The 15,429-nt window shown below is 62.1% G+C and carries 11 protein-coding genes; 5 read left to right on the forward strand and 6 right to left on the reverse strand.

Annotated elements, in window-relative coordinates; all coding sequences use genetic code 11:
* Nucleotides 1-35 precede the first annotated feature (35 nt).
* Nucleotides 36-2,459, reverse strand: coding sequence for an arylsulfatase (locus tag AC1Q80_RS11250; protein ID WP_492360482.1), 2,424 nt, complete (start codon nt 2,457-2,459; stop codon nt 36-38).
* A 170-nt stretch (nt 2,460-2,629) separates the two neighbouring features.
* Here AC1Q80_RS11250 and AC1Q80_RS11255 point away from each other — a divergent pair, with 170 nt between their 5' ends.
* Together AC1Q80_RS11255 and AC1Q80_RS11260 are read left to right on the forward strand one after the other, a co-directional pair.
* Nucleotides 2,630-4,678, forward strand: coding sequence for an ATP-binding protein (locus tag AC1Q80_RS11255; protein ID WP_492360483.1), 2,049 nt, complete (start codon nt 2,630-2,632; stop codon nt 4,676-4,678).
* 298 nt (nt 4,679-4,976) lie between these two features.
* Nucleotides 4,977-5,783, forward strand: coding sequence for a transporter (locus tag AC1Q80_RS11260; protein WP_173420548.1), 807 nt, complete (start codon nt 4,977-4,979; stop codon nt 5,781-5,783).
* Between the two features lie 64 nt (nt 5,784-5,847).
* On the opposite strand, the gene cax is transcribed toward AC1Q80_RS11260, so the two are convergent.
* Together cax and AC1Q80_RS11270 are read right to left on the reverse strand one after the other, a co-directional pair.
* Nucleotides 5,848-6,945, reverse strand: a complete 1,098-nt coding sequence (gene cax, locus AC1Q80_RS11265; protein ID WP_209790748.1) for a calcium/proton exchanger — start codon at nt 6,943-6,945, stop codon at nt 5,848-5,850.
* A 79-nt stretch (nt 6,946-7,024) separates the two neighbouring features.
* Nucleotides 7,025-7,351 carry a potassium channel family protein gene (locus AC1Q80_RS11270; RefSeq protein WP_173420550.1) on the reverse strand — a complete coding sequence of 109 codons (327 nt, stop codon included), beginning with the start codon at nt 7,349-7,351 and terminating at the stop codon, nt 7,025-7,027.
* A gap of 608 nt (nt 7,352-7,959) precedes the next feature.
* Between AC1Q80_RS11270 and AC1Q80_RS11275 the strand changes: the two genes are divergently transcribed.
* Complete coding sequence (locus AC1Q80_RS11275) at nt 7,960-9,513, forward strand: arylsulfatase (RefSeq protein ID WP_234902905.1); 1,554 nt, start codon at nt 7,960-7,962, stop codon at nt 9,511-9,513.
* Between the two features lie 181 nt (nt 9,514-9,694).
* On the opposite strand, the gene miaA is transcribed toward AC1Q80_RS11275, so the two are convergent.
* A complete protein-coding gene (gene miaA / locus AC1Q80_RS11280) occupies nt 9,695-10,606 on the reverse strand; it encodes a tRNA (adenosine(37)-N6)-dimethylallyltransferase MiaA (protein ID WP_492360484.1) in 912 nt (303 codons plus the stop codon).
* Here miaA and serB point away from each other — a divergent pair.
* Entirely contained in the window at nt 10,605-11,492 is an 888-nt protein-coding gene (gene serB / locus AC1Q80_RS11285) for a phosphoserine phosphatase SerB (RefSeq protein ID WP_492360485.1), read from the forward strand. The two genes, miaA and serB, sit on opposite strands and share 2 nt — an antisense overlap.
* Entirely contained in the window at nt 11,489-12,064 is a 576-nt protein-coding gene (locus AC1Q80_RS11290; protein ID WP_492360486.1) for a GNAT family N-acetyltransferase, read from the forward strand. The genes serB and AC1Q80_RS11290 overlap by 4 nt, the downstream gene beginning before the upstream one ends.
* 319 nt (nt 12,065-12,383) lie before the next feature.
* On the opposite strand, the gene AC1Q80_RS11295 is transcribed toward AC1Q80_RS11290, so the two are convergent.
* Together AC1Q80_RS11295 and AC1Q80_RS11300 are read right to left on the reverse strand one after the other, a co-directional pair.
* On the reverse strand, nt 12,384-13,286 hold the full coding sequence (locus tag AC1Q80_RS11295) for a LysR substrate-binding domain-containing protein (RefSeq protein WP_492360487.1): 903 nt from the start codon (nt 13,284-13,286) through the stop codon (nt 12,384-12,386).
* Between the two features lie 620 nt (nt 13,287-13,906).
* Nucleotides 13,907-15,346: a DegQ family serine endoprotease gene (locus AC1Q80_RS11300; protein WP_209790884.1), complete on the reverse strand. Its 1,440-nt coding sequence runs from the start codon at nt 15,344-15,346 to the stop codon at nt 13,907-13,909.
* Nucleotides 15,347-15,429 lie beyond the last annotated feature (83 nt).

Here is a 15,429-nt window from a genome sequence, read left to right on the forward strand (position 1 = left end):
TGGAGCGGCACGAAGACCCAAGGCTTCATCGTCGGTCATTCGTTCAATCTGAACGTCAGCCTGTCGATCTTGCCAGTGAACCTGAAAGGTGGATCGTAGCGATACTCGATCATCGCGACGCCGGAGCGCGTATCCAGGCCGACGTCGAACGATTCGTCCTCAGGAAACGTAATTGGCGTGGTGTGATCCATCGAATTCCTGGCCACTTCCTTACCATCCACCGTCAAGATACCCGTGCCACCCTGCCCCAATGCCGGCCCGTCCGCCTTGAAGTCGAAGACGATGGTGTGCTTGCCGACACTCAGTGCCGGCCCTTCCCATGTGGTCCGTTTGAGGTCGAGCAGGTTGTAGAGGAAGACGACCTTTCCGCTGCCGAACCCCAGTTCTCCCTTGCTGAGGAACAGCCCGTAACCGCCGAACCGCCCACCCTCGGTAACGATCATGCCTTCCGCACCGCCTTCGGGTATCTCGACTTCGGCCGTGATCGTGTAGGACTTATCCAGTATTCTCGGAGCGGCACTGGGTGGCACGCCGCTGAGTTCGCCCGAATAGGTGAATTCCGCTCTTCCCGCCGTCAGGCTCGGACGAGGCGCGTTCCAGCGGGCGAGCGTGGAGTTATCCAGCGGCAGCACATCGTGCTTTGCTGCCTCCGAATAGAACAGCGCCTGCATTTCCTTGAGCTTGTCCGGCATCTTGGCAGAAAGATCGTCGAACTGGGTGGGGTCGTCCTCGACGTTGTAGAGCTCCCATTTGTATCCTGAGATCACATCGGGAGGCGTCTTGGAGCTCAGTTCCCACGGCAGGGTCGCTGGCGTCGTCGCCGCCACCCAGCCATCGTGATAAATGGCGCGATTGCCGAGCATCTCGAAATACTGGGTCGTGCGAGCGGATGGCGCCTCGGCATTGGCCTTGTCCCATGTGTACATCATGCTCACGCCATCGAAGGGGCGTTGCTGGACACCGTTGATCGTGTCCGGCGCCTGGATACCGGTCGCCTGAAGGATCGTCGGGACGATGTCGATGAAATGGTGGAACTGCCGGCGGATGCCTCCGGCGTCGGCAATGTGGCCCGGCCACGACATCGCCATGCCCTGAGCCGTCCCGCCGAAGTGCGACGGGACCTGCTTCACCCACTTGAACGGCGTGCCCATCGCCCACGCCCAACCAGCGGAAAAATGCGGGAATGTGCGGTCCGAGCCCCAGAATTCGTACCAGAGATACTGATCCTTCACGGGCACCGGAACGCCGTTGAATGTGGTGAACTCGTTCGGCGTGCCGTTGAGCGTGCCTTCGGCACTCGCGCCATTGTCGCCGCTGATGTAGATGATCAGCGTGTCATCGCGTTCGCCCAGATCCTCGACAGCCTGGATAACCCTGCCGATCTCGTTGTCGGTATAGGCGAGGTACGCTCCATAAACGTCCGCTTGCTTGATGAAGAGCTTCTTCTGCTCGAGACTGAGGGTATCCCATTCCGGCAGTTGCTTTGGCCAAGGTGTCAGTTTGGCATTCTCGGGCATGATGCCCAGCCGCTTCTGGTTGGCAAAGATGGTCTCGCGAAGCTTGTTCCACCCCTCGTCGAAGAGATGCATATCGCCGATCTTCTTGATCCATTCCGGCGTGGGATGGTGCGGCGCATGGGTGCCGCCGGGCACGTAGTAGACGAAGAATGGCTTGTCTGGCGCAATCTCCTTCAGCTGCTTCATGTATTGTATGGCATCGTCGGCCATTGCCGTGGTCAGGTTCCAATCGGGCTTGCCTTCAAACGGGTAGATGGCCGTGGTGTTGCGGAACAGGTTCGGTTGCCACTGGCTCGCGTCGCCGCCGACGAAGCCGTAGAAATAATCGAAACCCATCCCGCTTGGCCATTGGTCGAACGGGCCCGCCTGGCTTGACTGATAGAAGGGCGTGTTGTGGTTCTTGCCGAACCACGAGGTGGCATAGCCATGGTCCCTGAGAATGGTGCCTATGGTGCCGTTCTCCTTGCGGATGATCGAGTCATAGCCTGGGTATCCTGTCGCCATCTCACCAACGACACCAAAGCCGGCGACGTGATGGTTGCGGCCGGTAATCAGCGCCGCGCGTGACGGTGAGCACAGCGACGTGGAGTGAAAGTTCGTGAAACGCAGGCCTTCTTGGGCGATGCGATCAAGAGCAGGCGTCGGGACGACACCACCAAAGGTGCCGGGCGCACCAAATCCCACATCATCGGTCATGATGAGCAGCACGTTGGGAGCACCCTGCGGCGGGACGATGCGCGGGGCCCACCAGGGCTGCGATTCCGTGGCCTTTTGATTGATCACGCCGCCGAAGCTTGGATCAGGTTGGGGAAGCTGTTTGCCGTCAATCGTGATTGTGGCTTGCGGAGAGCCCGGGACGCCTTTGACTTCCTGCGCCAAGCCGGAGATGCAACTGATGGCGAGAAAACCTGCGCCCAAAAGCACGCTGTCACGAATTTTCATGATGTAAATCTCCCGTGGCAGGCAGATTTTTGAATTCGCTATATTAGCTTACTCGCATACAACGATCCGAACAATGCACCAGATCAGGCCCGCGTCGCTCGCAGCCTGTGTCGAAACGAGTTGTTAAATCCCCAGCGCTAACATGAAGGACCGTTGTGCGGGGTTTTGCGTTGCTGAACAATGATCTTCATTCCTCGATACGTGCCGGAGAGCAGGATCGCCGCGACGGCTTGAAGCCCGGCAATCGCTTCCTCGGCCGCGTCGTTGCGTGCAGCGGTTCGCGCGCAACCATCGCCGCCGTCGCCGAACAGGGCGAAACATCGCTGACCGAACTCTGGTCGGTAGGCCGGCTGATTTCGATCACCGTGGGCAGGAACCGCGTCGTCGCGCTCGTCTATTCCATGCAGACTGTCGGCTCCGAATGGGGCGAAGACACCAACAACACGTTCCGCATCGAAGTCGAGTTGATGGGCGAAGTCCATCCGGGCCCAAGCGGCCGCGAGGAGTTTTCCGCCGGCATCAGCGTTTACCCCTATCTCGGTGCGGTTGCCCACCGCATCCGCGCCGCAGATCTCGCCCGCATCTACGATTCCGGCCAGGACGATTGCTGCATCATCGGCAAGCTGACGCAGGACGAAAGCCTCGATGCGACGATCCATGTGCCGTCGATGCTCGCCAAGCATTTCGCCATCGTCGGCACCACGGGCGTCGGCAAGTCGACCGCCGTGACGCTGCTACTCAACAAGGCGATTGCCACCGATCCGAAGCTGCGCGTGCTGATCCTCGATCCGCACAACGAGTTCGCCGCCGCCTTCCCGGAGCTTTCGGTCGTCATCGACCCCGAAACGCTCGACCTGCCCTTCTGGTTCTTCCGGCTGGAAGAGTTCGCCGAGGTCATTTTCCGTGGCCGACCGGCCGTTCCCGAAGAGCTCGACATCCTGCGCGACGTCATCCCGGACGCGAAGAAGGCCTTCAAGGGCAGCGCCGAATCCGGCCTGATGCGGCGCCAGTCGGAAAAAAGCTCGGTGACCGCCGACACGCCAGTGCCCTATCGCATCGCCGATCTGCTGGCGCTGATCGAGGAGCGCATCGGTCGGCTCGAAGGGCGAAACGACAAGCCGCACCTGCGCTCGCTCAAAGTCCGGATTATCTCGGCGATCAACGACCCGCGCTACCATTTCATGTTCTCGTCGAACACGATCTCCGACACGATCCAGGATACGATCGCCAAGGTTTTCCGCATTCCCGGCGAAGGCCGGCCGATCTCCACCTTCCAGCTTGCCGGCATTCCTTCCGAAGTCGTCAACTCCGTCGCCTCGGTCCTCTGCCGCATGGCGTTCGAAATCGGCCTTTGGAGCAATGGCGGCATCCATATGCTGGTCGTGTGCGAAGAGGCCCACCGCTACGTGCCCGCCGATCCCTCGCTTGGCTTCCTGCCGACGCGCCAGGCGATCGCCCGCATCGCCAAGGAAGGCCGTAAATACGGCGTCTCGCTCGGCATCATCACCCAGCGCCCGGGCGAACTCGACCCGACGATCCTGTCGCAGTGCTCGACGGTCTTTGCCATGCGGCTTGCCAACGACCGCGACCAGGACATCATCCGCTCGGCCATTCCCAACTCGTCGATCTCGACCACCAGCTTTATCTCGTCGATCGGCAACGGCGAAGCCATCGCGTTCGGCGAGGCGGTGGCGGTGCCCATGCGCATGCGCTTCGACCGCGTCAAGGAGGAGCGGCTGCCGCGCGCCCACGGGATCACCGACCGCGTGGATGAGGACGCGCCACCGACCGTCGACATTCGCTCGATCGTCAACCGCATGCGGGCGATCACCGGCCCGAACATCTCCAGTTTCCAGCAGAGCTATCTGGCGGCTACCGACCCCGGTGAACAGGAAGAGCGGCTCTGGGCCACGGAACTGGGACCGGAGGCCCACGACGAGCCGGCAGAGACTGACTTCGCAGAGAGCCCTGACGAAATCGAGCCCTACCGCCCCGATATGCTGCCGCGCGCACCGGAGCCCGGCAATCCGCAGCTTGAACGCTTCAATCAGATCCGCCAGCAGCTTCTGACGGAGCCCCCCGAGCCGACGACCGGTTATCGCCCGCTGTCACCCGCCGATCCCAATGCCGCCCGCCCCGCAGCGGAGCCGCGGCGCGAAGGCTCGCTGCGCGACAGCCTTCTCAAGCGCCCGCTCGGCAGCATCATCCGCAAACCCTGAGGCCGAGCGTGCCTTGGCAGGTCCTGGTCCCGGTGTCGCCCTGAAGGTGGTTCCGGGCTTGTCCGCCGGATCGTCGGCGGCTGGGACATGGCACCGCGACCAAGGGCGTATTGACATCGCCAGCGGACCAATCCCGCCTGGCCAAACGGGCGCGCGGCACCGTCATGCAACCTAAGATCTGCCTCGCGTTTTCTTGCCGTTGCTAAAATACGATGACGCAGCCACACTGGACGCATCTGAGAATCATGGCCGGGGTGCACAAGAATCGATGCATGTCGGTCGATTGAGGGGGTCGATCATGCGATATGCCAGGTTGAAGTACGCCACAGCCTTGTTCGCCATATTCGCGACGACGGCGCAGGCGCAGGCGCAGGATTCGAATGCGGATCTCGCCAAGAAGCTTTCAAACCCGATTGCCTCGCTGATCAGCGTTCCCTTCCAGTTCAATTACGACCACGGCTACGGCCCTGATGACGGCAACAAGACGACCGTCAACATCCAGCCGGTCATCCCCTTTTCGCTGAACGCGGACTGGAACGTCATTTCGCGAACCATTCTGCCGGTGACGTCTCAGAACGACATCGCCGGCCCGAGCGGCTCGCAGTTCGGCCTTGGCGATACCCTGCAGAGCTTGTTTTTTTCGCCCGCCAAGCCCACCGAAAGCGGTATCATCTGGGGCGTGGGCCCGGCTTTCCTGATCCCGACGGCGACCGACGACCTGCTCGGCGGCGAAAAATGGGGCATCGGCCCGACCGTTGTTATCCTCAAGCAGGAGGGCGAATGGACCTACGGCGCGCTCGCCAACCATATCTGGTCGTTTGCCGGCAGCGACGAGCGCAACGACATCAGCTCCACCTTCCTGCAGCCGTTCCTGTCCTACACCACGCCGGACGCCTGGACTTTCACGCTCAACACCGAATCCACCTACGACTGGAAGGCGGACGAATGGAGCGTCCCGATCAACTTCAACATCTCCAAGCTGATCACCATCGACAAGCAGCCGATCAGCCTCGGCGCCGGCGTGCGCTATTGGGCGGCAGCGCCTGACAATGGCCCGGAGGGCCTCGGCGTCCGCCTGACGATGACATTCCTGTTTCCGAAGTAATGCCCGAGATCGGGCGTACCGCAATGCCGCGGCCGTCGTCGGGGTTGCGTGCCTGCGCGTGAACTCAAAGCAGTTTGGGCGGCAGCAGATACAGCGTCATGGCGAAGATCAGATAGACCATCAGCATCAGCACGCCGACAAACCACGCGGCACGACCGCTGTTCGTGACGATGATGGCCGTCATTGCGGCCACCAGCACCATGATCACTGCACCCGGCCAGAACTGCAGGTCCATCGGCGCCGGGCCGATGACGTAACTCAAAAGCACGAGAACAGGAGCAACGAAGAGGGCGATCTGGGCCGCACTGCCGAGCGCAATGCCGACGCTCAGGTCCAGCCGGTTCTTGCGAGCGCCGGAAAACGCCGAGGTCATTTCTGCGGCTGCCCCGACGAGCGCAACGACGATAAAGCCCACGAATGCGGGCGTCATTCCGAACGTCTCTGCCGCATGCTGCACCGATTCCACGAACACTTCGCTGACCAGGGCGACCGTGACCGTCACAACGGCAAGCGTAGCAAGCGCAACACTCAACGGCCAGGGAGGCTCATCCGAGGTAGCGTGCTCCGCACTGCCGAACAATTCGCGATGGCTCTTCAGGGAGAAGTACAGCCCCAACACGTAGGTGATGATCAGCAGGATCGCCAGACCGAAGCTCAGATCCTGCATGAAATCCGGCGCCGCAGCGAGACTATCGGCTTCGGCCATTGCCGAGGGTACGATCAGCGCGATCGTTGCCAGGAAAAGCAGGCTCGTCTGCAGCCGAGCGCTGACGCGGTTGTAGTCCTGAACATGGTATTTTAGGCCGCCGAGCAGGAATGACGCCCCCAGCATGAAGAGCGTGTTGCAGACGATCGCGCCGGCCAGCGAAGCTTTTACCAGCGTGTATTGACCAAGTCGCAATGCGGCGAGCGCAATGATGAGTTCGGTCAGATTGCCGAGCGTCGCGTTGAGAAGGCTGCCGACCGTGTCGCCCGTTCTCGCGGCAACGGCTTCGGTGGCGTGGCTTAGCAAGGTTGCCAATGGAATGATCGCCAACACCGACAACAGGAACAGCAGCGTGTGCGCCTCGGGCGCTGCGCTATGGGCCACCAGCACCAGCGGCGCCAGAACCAGCAGCCAAAGGAGCGGAGTGTGCCGAATTTCATGCCAAAGCTGGCTCATGATACCCCCCAAAAAGCACCGAGGCGTCTCGACCGGACTGCAGACAGATGAAGAAAACAGGGCTCTGTTGTAGCGGCCCTCATTCGTTGTTTTTATCGGCTGTGGCCCTCAGCGCCTGGACGCTGACGGCGGCAACGAGACCCGTCAGAACAATCCCTGCAAGGCCAATCACGAGAGCCAAAGCGCGCGAAGACGTGTGGCTCGGTGCCAGATCTCCGTATCCGATGGTGAGACCGGTAACGAAGGTGAAATACAGGGCGTCGGTTATCCGCCAGTCTTCTATTCGCCCGATCACCACGCCGCAGCCGACCATCACACAAAGAATGCCGGACAAGATCGGCCAGACAACGCCAAGCTGGCGATAGAACTCTTTGAAGAAGAAGAGTCTCGTTTGTCTGGACTTCATCGGACCCCGCCCGAGAAACGAACGCCGGTTATCCCTGCGACGATCGCCTGAAAGACATTTCCACTGATGCTGATGCCGACGACAACGTCGCTGCCCCAGTCCCCTTGCAATTCAGGGTGATCTAATGTGGCGAGATGTCAACTCTGTAACGGTTACGACAGGGTCGGTCATCGGCCGGATTTTGTGGTGCACGTTGTCGGCATGGAAGCTCTCGCGCCACCGCACACGGGACACATCGGGGGGCCAACCGACGAGTGATCTTCTTCGTTACCGTAACGTACTTGCGCAAACTCTAAAAAAGGAGATGGTGCGCCGCGTACCAACGGTGCGCACAATGCCAGAACAGCAATCGGGCTTCCCGCCGCCTGGCTCATCCAGCCGGGCTGCGCGTATTCCCGCCTATCTAATTCACGGTCACATCCATGCAACAGATGAGGACACAGATCATGATAGACCACGCTGATAGACCACACTCATTTCCAAGGTTCGAACTGGGCGCCGGAACGCGAAGGGCCCTCCTCGCGACAGCCGCTGCAGTGCTGACGTTCGCCGTCCCTTGTGGATCGGCGACAGCCCAGACTGCGCCATCGGCCAAGCCGAACATTCTCATGATTGTCTCCGATGACACCGGGTTCGGCGACCTTGGACCCTATGGCGGCGGAGAAGGACGCGGCATGCCGACACCCAATATCGACAAGATGGCGGCCAGTGGAATGACGTTCTTTGACTTCTACGCCCAGCCGAGCTGCACGCCCGGCCGTGCAGCGATGATTACGGGGCGAATTCCCAATCGCAGCGGCATGACAACGGTCGCGTTTCAAGGCGAAGGCGGTGGCCTGCCTGCCGCCGAATGGACACTTGCGTCCGTTCTCAAACTTGGCGGCTACGATACCTACTTCACCGGCAAGTGGCACCTCGGGGAGGCCGACTACGCGCTACCGAACGCTCAGGGCTTCGACGTGATGAAGTATTGCGGGCTCTATCACCTGAACGCCTATACCTACGCCGATCCAACCTGGTTCCCCGACATGGATCCGAAGCTGCGAGCGATGTTCCAGCGCGTGACCAAAGGCGCACTGTCGGGCAGAACCGGTGAAAAGGCCGTGGAAGAGTTCAAGATCAACGGCCAGTACGTCGATACGCCGACGATCAACGGTGCACCGGGCGTTGTCGGCATCCCGTTCTTCGATAGCTATGTCGAGAAGGCCGCAGTCGGCTTCCTTGACGACGCATCCAAATCCGACAAGCCGTTCTTCATCAGCGTCAACTTCATGAAGGTGCATCAGCCGAACATGCCTGCACCCGAGTTCGAGCATAAGTCGATGTCGAAATCGAAGTATGCCGACAGCATCGTCGAACTGGACACCCGTATCGGCCGCATCATGGATAAGCTCCATGAGACCGGCTTGGACAGAAATACCCTCGTGTTCTACACCACCGATAACGGTGCCTGGCAGGATGTGTACCCTGACGCCGGTTACACGCCATTCCGTGGCACCAAGGGTACCGTCCGTGAAGGCGGCAATCGTGTTCCCGCCATCGCTGTCTGGCCGGGCAAGGTCAAGCCCAACAGCAAGAACCACGATATCGTCGGCGGCCTTGATCTGATGGCAACATTCGCCTCCGTCGCCGGCGTCGCCCTGCCGGACAAGGACCGCGAGGGCCAGCCGACCATCTTCGATAGCTATGACATGTCACCGATCCTGCTCGGTACGGGCAAGTCGGAACGCACATCCTGGTTCTACTTCACCGAGAACGAACTTTCGCCCGGCGCTGCCCGTGTCGGCAACTACAAGGCCGTTTTCAACCTGCGCGGCGACGACGGTCAGTCGACAGGGGGGCTGGCGGTCGATTCGAACCTTGGCTGGAAAGGTCCATCCAAATATGTCGCGACGGTCCCGCAGGTTTTCGATCTCTGGCAGGATCCGCAGGAGCGCTACGACATCTTCATGAACAATTATACGGAGCGGACCTGGACGATGGTAACCATCAGCGACGCGATCAAACAGCTGATGCAAACCTATGTGAAGTATCCGCCGCGCAAGCTGCAGAGCCAGAGCTACGCGGGTCCGATCGAGATCTCGAAATATGAGCAATTCCAGTGGATGCGCGATCAGTTGTCTAAAGAAGGGTTCACCTTATCAATGCCGACAGGCAACTAAACGCACCTCCCGGTGAGGTCTGAGGAAGAGCGAGAACGGGGCGTTGTGCTGACGACTAAACGTCCCCCGCACAGAACGACAAAGCCGCCGAGACCGGCGGCTTTACGCTGCAAATCTGAATCTCCTCCCAACAAATTCAAACGCTTATCGTCATCTGACGGCGCGATCGCCCGCCCCGAGTTCAAAGTAACTCGGCGGCATTCGCGATGCGCTGCCAGCTGTCGTCGAGCTGGTTGCGAAACCAGGTCATCTGGCGCTTCGCATATTGCCGGGTCGCGGCAGAGCCGGTCTCGATCACCTCGGCCTCATCCATCTCGCCGCGCAAGAGAGCTGCAATCTGGCTGACACCGATCGCCTTCATCACAGGCATGTCCGGACCGAGGTTCAACGCCATGAGCGCACGCACCTCGTCGATAGCCCCACCTGACAGCATCAAGCCGAAGCGGCGGTTGATGCGCTCGTGCAGCACCTGGCGATCTGGCAGAACCACCAGCTTTCGCGCGCGCTTTGGATCGATGATCTCAGGGCCGCTTCTCTGCTGGTAGACACGGATCGACTGGCCGGTCGCCTCCATCACTTCGAGCGCGCGCACGATGCGCTGGCCGTCGCCGGGCTTCAGCGCCTCTGCCGTTTGAGGATCGCGCGCGGCAAGCTCGGCATGCAGCCCTTCCGGCCCCTCCTGCCTCAGCTGCTCCCGCAGCCGCTCGCGGATGTCGGCCGGAATTTGCGGCATGTCGGCAAGCCCGCCGGTCAGCGCCTTGAAATAGAGCCCGGTGCCGCCGACGAAGACGGGCAGCCGGCCGTCTTTGCGCAGTTGGCCGACCAGCGCTTCGGCCTCGCGCAGCCAGGCCCCGGTCGAATAGGGCTCCCCCGCCGGCACATGGCCGTAAAGACAGTGCTCGACACCACCCATGTCGGCCTCGTCAGGGCGGGCGGTCAGCACCCGCAAGGTATCATAGACCTGCATGCTGTCTGCGTTGATGACCACACCACCATGCCGGCGCGCCAATTCGACCGCAAGCGCGGACTTGCCGCTGGCGGTCGGCCCGGTTATCAGGATCGCGTCCGTATCGGTTTCAAGGTTGTTGTCCATGGCTCTCGTTGCCACGCTTATCGCCAATCCGTCAAATCCTGTTCTGACGCCAGCGCTCGCGGAAGCCGCCGCTGACGCCGTCAAGGCATCCGGCCTCTATTGGCTCGCCGACGGCATCGCCTGCGACCTCGCGCTCAGGGACGGCACAGACCCCTTCGCCGCCGAGGCGGCGCTACGCGGCGCACTCAACGGCGTGGCAGTCGACGTCGCTGTCCAGGACGCCGACACAAGGCGCAAGAAGCTTCTGATCGCCGACATGGATTCCACCATGATCGGCCAGGAATGCATCGACGAGCTTGCCGCCGAAGTGGGCCTCAAGGACAAGGTCGCCGCCATCACAGCCCGCGCCATGAACGGCGAGGTCGCCTTCGAGCCGGCGCTGATCGAGCGCGTCGCGCTTTTGAAGGGCCTGCCCTCGAGCGTCGTCGGCGATGTCATCGCCAGGCGCATCACGCTGACGCCGGGCGGCCCCGAGCTGATCGCCACCATGAAGGCGAAGGGCTACTACACCGCGCTCGTCTCCGGCGGCTTCACCGTGTTTACCGGCCCGGTCGCAGACATGCTCGGCTTCCAGGAAAACCGCGCCAACACCCTGATCGAGAAGGACGGCACGCTGACCGGCGAAGTCGCCGAGCCGATCCTCGGCAAGCAGGCAAAGGTCGACGCGCTCATCGACATCGCAGGCCGCCTCGGCATCTCCACCGACGAGGCGCTTGCCGTCGGCGACGGCGCCAACGATCTCGGCATGCTGCAGCTCGCCGGCACCGGCGTTGCGCTCCATGCCAAGCCCGTGGTTGCCGAGCAGGCGAAGGTGCGCATCGACCATGGCGACCTCACGGCCCTCCTCTATCTGCAGGGCTATCGCAAGACCGATTTCGTCCGATGATCGTCTCGGAAACCGAGCGGCTGCGCATCCGCGCCTGGAGGGAGACCGACCGCGATCTCTTCTTCGAGATCAACAACGATCCCAGAGTGATGGAATTCTTCCCCCATCGCCGCAGCCGCGAGGAATCCGATGCACTGTTCGACCGCGTCGGCCGCGGCATTACAGAAACCGGCCTCGGCTTCTTCGCAGTCGCCCTCAAGGCGGACGATCGGCCGATCGGCTTCTGCGGTCTCGCTTACACTGACCTCGACCCTTTCCTGCCGAAAGGCACGGTCGAGATCGGCTGGCGGCTTGCCGTCCCCTTCTGGGGCAAAGGGTATATCACCGAGGCGGCGTTCGACCTTCTCCGCTTCGGCTTCGAGGAAAAGGGCCTGCGTGAGATCGTCTCGTTCGCCATTCCCGAGAACAACCGCTCGACGGCGGCAATGGTCCGCCTCGGCATGCACCGCGACCCCACCCGCGACTTCAACCACCCACGCATCCCCGCAGACAAACCTGAGCTCGTTCGCCACGTTCTTTATGCGATGACACGGGCGGACTGGCAGGCGCAGCCGGCAAAAGCCGGGACGTGATCACGCCGCAACGCCGGTAAGGTTTCTCGCACACGCTCCATCCGCATGCCGCCCTGCACTCATCGCTTGGGGCTTGCCCCTCACTGTCCTGCCGGACATCTCTCCCCGCAAGCGGGGAGAGAGACGCTGGGCGTGACGTTGCCGGCCTTCATAGGCGTATTCACCCTCAGAGAGGGCCAACTGCCACCCACTCGACGTGAACAATAGCCAGTCCATAGCGCCTGCGAGACGGTCACGACGATCGCCCTTCTCCCGCGCGCGGGGAGAAGGTGCCGGCAGGCGGATGAGGGGCAGCCTCCCCACCACCCTCGCTGAGGCATCAGCGCTCGCGCCCTGCCCCCGGATAATTCTTCTCGACCCAAGCAGCGAACGACTGCGCTGCCTGCGACAGCGCATCGAACCGCCGCGCCACCAGAAAGAAGGCACCGTAGGGCACCGAGATGTCGAACGGTTGCAGCAGGCGTCCGGTCTTGAGCTCGTCGCGCACATGGTCGCGGTCGATCAGCCCGACGCCGTTACCGCGTAGCGCCGCCTGCAGCACCATGGCGCCATCGGCAAAGATCGCGCCCCGCTCGATGCGAACCGGCCCTGCGCCGGCAGCGGCGAACCATTGCTGCCATGCTTCGCGATTGTCCTCGTGCAGGAGAGCATGCTGCAGGAGATCGGCAGGCATCGACAACGGCCGGCCGGACCGCGAAAGCTCCGGCGCAATCACCGGGATCATTTCCACCTGAGCAAGTCTCCGCGCCTCGACGCGCGGCCAGGACGAGAGGTTCAGGCTGTGGCGGATGGCGATATCGGCGTCACCGCTGCGAAACCCCACCAGCCGGGGATCGGCGTCGATCACCAAGTCGATCTCGGGATGCTCGCCCTGGAACTCAGCCAGATGCGGCAGCAGCCAGCAGCCGGCAAAGGATGGCTCGGCGCTGACCTTCAATATCTGGCTTGCCTTGCGGCCTGAGAGCGCCTCCAGGCTGTCTCCGACCATGTCGAAGGCCGAAGTCAGCACCGACAGCAGCGACCGCCCCTCCGCGGTCAGCTGGACGCTGCGATGCCGCCGCTCGAACAGCGGCCGACCGACGAGGTCCTCCAGCTCACGGATCTGCCGGCTGATGGCCGCCTGCGAGACGAAAAGCTCGCCGGCAGCCAGCGTGAAGCTTTCGAGCCGGCCCGCCGCCTCGAAACTCCGCAACGCTGTCAGGGGTAGGCGGCCGCGCTTCATGCATAACCTCAAGTCATCCGAAGCAGACTGTAAACTCGTTTGAGCGCTGGCGGCAAGTGCGTTGAAATGACGGACAGAAAGGAGGATCCGGCCATGTACGCCATCCTCGAGACCCTGATCGACGCCCTTCGCCTGATGACTTTTCAACCGCCAGGGCGCCAGAAACACGGCAGCGGTTCACACGCGGCATCGGGCGCATGCCGAGGCTGCAGCAGCGACTGATCACTCCGGAGCACGACGCCCGCTGATCCATGCCGACTTCAATTCGCAGCTGCTACGATCAATTAGAAAGCACCGCTCATGCATGAAGCCTCAGGTCCGCACCGATCCGAGGGCAACATCATGCAGCAACGCGATCGCCACCGCGACCGACGCGCGCCCGGATGGACAGGTGGCATGATCTGCCGTCAAGTGCGTCTGGTTGAAACGACGGACGGACCAGAGAGGGCGGCACTGCAACTGCACCCCACGACAATGCTCGCGGCTTCATCGATCCAGCCGACGGCGCTCGGCAGAAGAAGTGATCCTGAATCGGAATCTGAAGAGCCGGAATCAGCCTTGGAAAAAGCGGCGCGATGAACCTGAAAGGATTCAGGAAAATGCCATCGCGCCGTGCCGCGCTATTCCATGCGAACGGTGACGAAGCGCAGCTCGCCCGTCTTGTTGGAAAGCATCAGCAGCGCATTGCGCCGACCGTCGGACTTCAGCTCCTCGACACGCTCGGAGACGTCGTCAGGCGTATCCATCGCCTCCTGCCCCACCTCGACGATGACGTCACCCGGCTCGACCCGACGCTCGGCTGCGGCCGAGCCTGCCTGCACCTCGGCGATCACGACGCCGTCGACATCGTCGGCAATGCCGAACTTCTTGCGGCTTTCGGCATTGAGCGTGGTCAGCTTCATGCCAAGCACCGTGTCGGAGGCCGGCATCTCGGCGGCTGGTGGCTGGTCGGTTTTCTTGTCGTCACTGCCCTCGTCGCTTGTGGTTGCCGAGGCATTGGCGACGTCTTCGCCATCCTCCAGCCGGCCGAGCGTGACCTTGACGGTCTGCTCCTTGCCGTCGCGGATAATCGCGACGTCCACGGCCTTGCCGACGCCGCTCTCGGCGACTGCCCGCTGCAGGTCGCGCATCTCCGAGACATCCTTACCGTCGAACTTGATGATGACGTCTCCAGCCTTGATCTCACCCTTGGTGATCGGCCCGCCCTCGATGATACCCGAGACCAGCGCACCGCGCGGCGAGGCCAGCTTCAGGCTTTCGGCGATATCGTCCGTCACCGGCTGGATGCGCACCCCGAGCCAGCCGCGCCGTGTCTCACCGAAGTCCTTGAGCTGCAGAACCACATTGGCGGCAAGCTCGGTCGGAACGGAGAAACCGATGCCGATCGAGCCGCCTGAAGGCGAAATGATCGCGGTGTTGATGCCGATCACCTCGCCCTGCATGTTGAACAGCGGGCCACCGGAATTGCCGCGGTTGATGGCGGCGTCCGTCTGGATGAAATTGTCGTAGGGGCCAGCATTGATGTTGCGACCGCGCGCCGAGATGATGCCGACGGACACCGAGCCGCCGAAGCCGAACGGGTTGCCGATCGCCATGACCCAGTCGCCGATGCGCATCTTGCGGGAATCGCCGAAAGGTACCGCCTTCAGGGGCGCTTTCGGCTCGACCTTCAGCACCGCGAGATCGGTCTTGGTATCCTTGCCGACGAGCTTGGCCTTCAGCTTGCTGCCGTTGGCAAAGATCACCTCGATATCGTCGGCACCTTCGATCACGTGATTGTTGGTGACGATGACGCCGGCGGGATCGATGACGAAGCCGGATCCCAGCGAATTGACGGTGCGCTGGCGGTTGCCGCCCTTGTCTGCCTGCCCCTTGAAGAATTCGTCGAAGAAGTCCTGGTAGGGCGAGCCCTCGGGCACCTGCGGCGTCGGCGCATCGTCGTCGTTCTTGACGCGCTGGGACGTCGAAATGTTCACGACCGCATCAAGCAGGCCGGCCGCAAGGTCGGCGACGGATGCGGGGCCATTGCTCGGCGGGCGAACGGCGGCCGTCTGCGCCATCGCGACATTGGACAGAAGCAGCGAGGCGGCCAGCGCCAGGGCGCCGAGGGATTTCGATCGAGTGGACAATTCGCGGAGCTCCT

It is taken from the genome of Ensifer sp. GW823-FHT05D09 (genome assembly GCF_058795755.1).

Excerpts from the sequence above, each read along its gene's own strand:
- AC1Q80_RS11250 (WP_492360482.1), bottom strand. The coding sequence starts at position 2,459 with ATGAAAATTCGTGACAGCGTGCTTTTGGGCGCAGGTTTTCTCGCCATC.
- AC1Q80_RS11260 (WP_173420548.1), top strand. The coding sequence starts at position 4,977 with ATGCGATATGCCAGGTTGAAGTACGCCACAGCCTTGTTCGCCATATTC.
- cax (WP_209790748.1), bottom strand. The coding sequence starts at position 6,945 with ATGAGCCAGCTTTGGCATGAAATTCGGCACACTCCGCTCCTTTGGCTG.
- AC1Q80_RS11270 (WP_173420550.1), bottom strand. The coding sequence starts at position 7,351 with ATGAAGTCCAGACAAACGAGACTCTTCTTCTTCAAAGAGTTCTATCGC.
- AC1Q80_RS11275 (WP_234902905.1), top strand. The coding sequence starts at position 7,960 with ATGATTGTCTCCGATGACACCGGGTTCGGCGACCTTGGACCCTATGGC.
- serB (WP_492360485.1), top strand. The coding sequence starts at position 10,605 with ATGGCTCTCGTTGCCACGCTTATCGCCAATCCGTCAAATCCTGTTCTG.
- miaA (WP_492360484.1), bottom strand. The coding sequence starts at position 10,606 with ATGGACAACAACCTTGAAACCGATACGGACGCGATCCTGATAACCGGG.
- AC1Q80_RS11290 (WP_492360486.1), top strand. The coding sequence starts at position 11,489 with ATGATCGTCTCGGAAACCGAGCGGCTGCGCATCCGCGCCTGGAGGGAG.
- AC1Q80_RS11295 (WP_492360487.1), bottom strand. The coding sequence starts at position 13,286 with ATGAAGCGCGGCCGCCTACCCCTGACAGCGTTGCGGAGTTTCGAGGCG.
- AC1Q80_RS11300 (WP_209790884.1), bottom strand. The coding sequence starts at position 15,346 with ATGGCGCAGACGGCCGCCGTTCGCCCGCCGAGCAATGGCCCCGCATCC.